This is a genomic window from Rhizobacter sp. P3_B12 (assembly GCF_056402895.1).
The window spans coordinates 1-2,849 of the sequence record NZ_JBFUGN010000809.1; the positions used below are offsets into that span (position 1 = coordinate 1).

General features: G+C 73.4%; 3 protein-coding genes and 1 pseudogene. All 4 read right to left on the reverse strand.

The genetic code is table 11. The annotated features are described in order from the left end of the window. A pseudogene (locus AC1D01_RS28350) lies at positions 1–146 on the reverse strand (bifunctional riboflavin kinase/FAD synthetase); the annotation flags it as partial. 57 nt (positions 147–203) lie between these two features. Beyond that, positions 204–908 carry a pseudouridine synthase gene (locus tag AC1D01_RS28355; RefSeq protein WP_477872356.1) on the reverse strand — a complete coding sequence of 235 codons (705 nt, stop codon included), beginning with the start codon at positions 906–908 and terminating at the stop codon, positions 204–206. Between the two features lie 16 nt (positions 909–924). Next, positions 925–2,250 carry a twin-arginine translocation pathway signal gene (locus tag AC1D01_RS28360; RefSeq protein ID WP_477872358.1) on the reverse strand — a complete coding sequence of 442 codons (1,326 nt, stop codon included), beginning with the start codon at positions 2,248–2,250 and terminating at the stop codon, positions 925–927. Next, a partial coding sequence (locus AC1D01_RS28365; protein WP_477872360.1) for a P1 family peptidase occupies positions 2,247–2,849 on the reverse strand: 603 nt, incomplete at its 5' end. The genes AC1D01_RS28365 and AC1D01_RS28360, both read right to left, overlap by 4 nt.

Sequence of the window (2,849 nt, forward strand, 5' to 3'; positions counted from 1 at the left end):
CACGAGGGCAGCCCGCGGTGCTGCGCCTCGTTGCGCAGCAGCGCCAGCATGGCCTGGTGGCCGCGGTGGACGCCGTCGAAGTTGCCGATCGTGAGGGCGCAGGCATCGGCGATGCCGGGATGATGGAAACCGCTGAAGACGCGCATGGGCGGGCATTATCCGTCGCGGCGCAGCGGGCCGCTCGCGGTGCCACCCCCCTTGGATCAGCGCTTGCGCTCCAGCTGTTCCCGCTCCGCCGCGCTGACCCAGCGCCACGCACCGCTCGGTACGCCTTTCAGCGTCAGCTCGCCGAAGTCGCTGCGGTGCAGGCCTTCCACCCGGTTGCCCACCGCGGCCACCATGCGCTTGACCTGGTGGTACTTGCCTTCGGTCAGCGTGAGCCGCAGCGTGGTTTCGCCAGTCGCCTCGCAGGCCGCGGCGCGCACCGGCGCCGGGTCGTCGTCGAGCACCACGCCGGCCAGCAACTGCGCCACCTGCCCGGGCGTCACCTCGTGCTTGGCCGTCACCTCGTAGACCTTCGGCACATGGTGCTTCGGCGAGGTCAGGCGGTGGATCAGCGTGCCGTCGTCGGTCAGCAGCAGCAGGCCGGTGGTGTCCTCGTCGAGCCGGCCGACCGGCTGCACGCCGCGGTTGCGCAGCGGCGGGGGCAGCAGGTTCAGCACGCTCGGATGGTGCTTGGGCTTCTGCGAGCATTCGTAGCCGGTCGGCTTGTGCAGCAGCACCAGCGCCTTCTCGTGGAAGCGCCAGTCGCGGCCCTGCACCGTGAACACCAGGCCCTCGGTGTCGACCTCTTCGGCCGGCTCCTCGATGACCCGCCCGCCGACCGACACCAGCCCGTGCCCGATCAAACCCTCGCATTCGCGGCGCGTGCCGAAGCCCTGGGAAAACAACACCTGCGACAAGCGCATCGACGATCTCTTTCGTTCAGGAATGGAGTTCGAGCAGCACGATGTGCCCGCCGGCGCACGGCCAGGCGCGGCCGACGATGCGCTCGCCGTTGAATTCTCCGGCCACCGCGCGGCCTGCGGTGTCGGTGACCTTCACCGCGGCCAGCGACAGGCCCGGCACGCCCGGCGGCAGCCCGGCCGGTGGATGGCCGTCGAGCAGGATGCGATCGCGCGGCACGCCGAAGTAGCCGCGCGGGCGGCTCAGCTGCACCAGCGAGAGTGCCTCGCGGTCGGGCGCCGGCGCGGCCACCGGGTCGGCGTCGGCGTCCACATCGGCCAGGCGCATCGCGCGCAGGTGCACCAGCGACGACGAGCGCGCGAACGGCGAGCGGTAGAGGTGCGTCGTGTCGTGGCCGGCGGCGGTGATGACGAACTCCAGCGGCGTGCGCGGGTCGGTCGCGAGCGGTCCCCAGGCGCCGTCCGGGCCGACGGTGTGGCGGTACAGCGGCGCACCGATGCGTTCGCCGGTGTCCGGATCGGTGGCGTGCACCTCGACGGTGGCACCGGCCAGCGGCAGGTTGTCGGGCACCGCGGCCTGCGGGTGCAGGCCGGAGACGGTGCCGGAGAGCTCGATCGCGGTGTCCGCGGGCACCGGCTGCACGGTGCCGGGCGTGCGGCCGGTGAGAAAGCGCCACATCGCGTCGAAGGCGGCCGGGCCGAAAGAAGTCTCACGGTGATCGATGCAGGCGATCACGACGTTGTGCGCTCCGCGCAGCGCCGGGCCGTCGGCATCGACGCCGGTCGGCCGGCCCGGCGCGCCGATCCACAGGCCATCGGGTTGCGCGTACTTGTCGAGGCCGTCGGAGCGAATCGTCATCCAGCGCGGGCCGGGCGTCGTCTCGTCGGCACCGCTGCCGTTCAGGCGCTGCAGGAACGGCCCGGCGCCGTTGAACTCGTTGCCCGGCCGGAAGCCGGCATCGGCCCACACGCCGTGGTTCGGCGTGCCACCGAGGATGGCGTGCGATACGCGTGCTGCGCCGCCGTTGGCGATGAAGTTGCGCACCGCGAAGCCGCCGCGCGAGTTGGCGATCAGCACCACCCGCGCCACGCCATGCCGGCGGCAGGCCTGCTCGACCGCGTCGGCCACGCAGCGCCGCGCGTCGTCGCTGGAACTGCGGCCGGGCTGCGCGATGCCGTCGTCGTCGCGTGCCAGCGGGCAGGGCATGTCGATCGCCTGCAGCCGCTCGCGCGGCCAGCCGTTGCTCTCGAAGCGCCAGACGGTGGTCAGCCACAGCGCGGCGGTGTCGCCGTTGCCGTGCACGAAGACGATGGGTGGGAAGGCGCCGGTCGGGGTGTCGCTCATGCCGGCAGGCCCAGGTCGCGCGCGGCGGGATACGGGCCCCAGGCGGTGGCGGCCTCGATGGCGCGCACGACGGCCCGGGCCGTCGCCTCGGCCGCCATCGTGCCGAGCAAGGTGGGATGGGCGCTGCGGCCGCTGGCACCGGTGGCGAGCGCGAACAGCGTGTCGCCGTCACTCTGCGTGTGGACCGGGCTGATGCTGCGCGCGAGCCCGTCGTGCGCGGTCTGCGCGAGCTTGCCGGCCTGGGCCTTGGTCAGCACCGCATCGGTGCCGACCACGCCGATCGTCGTCGCGGCGCCGGCTTGCATCGGCTGCGGCAGTTCGCCGCGCAACAAGGCCTGCGTGGTGTCGAGCAGGCTGCGGCCGTCGGCGCTGCGCGCGCCGGCCAGCACGCGGCCGCTGCGCGGATCGATCACGTCGCCGACCGCGTTCACGGCGACCCACGCGCCGACCGTGATGCCGTCCACCGTGACGCAGGCGTGGCCGAGCCCGCCGCGCATCGCGCGGCCGAGCCCGAACAGCTTGCCGACCAGCGCACCAGCACCGGCGCCGACGTTGCCCTCGGCGCAGGGCGCGTCGCTCGCCGCCTTGCAGGCGGCGTA

What these genes read in the sequence shown, in the direction of transcription:
- AC1D01_RS28355 (WP_477872356.1), bottom strand. Translation starts at nt 908, where the DNA reads ATGCGCTTGTCGCAGGTGTTGTTTTCCCAGGGCTTCGGCACGCGCCGC.
- AC1D01_RS28360 (WP_477872358.1), bottom strand. Translation starts at nt 2,250, where the DNA reads ATGAGCGACACCCCGACCGGCGCCTTCCCACCCATCGTCTTCGTGCAC.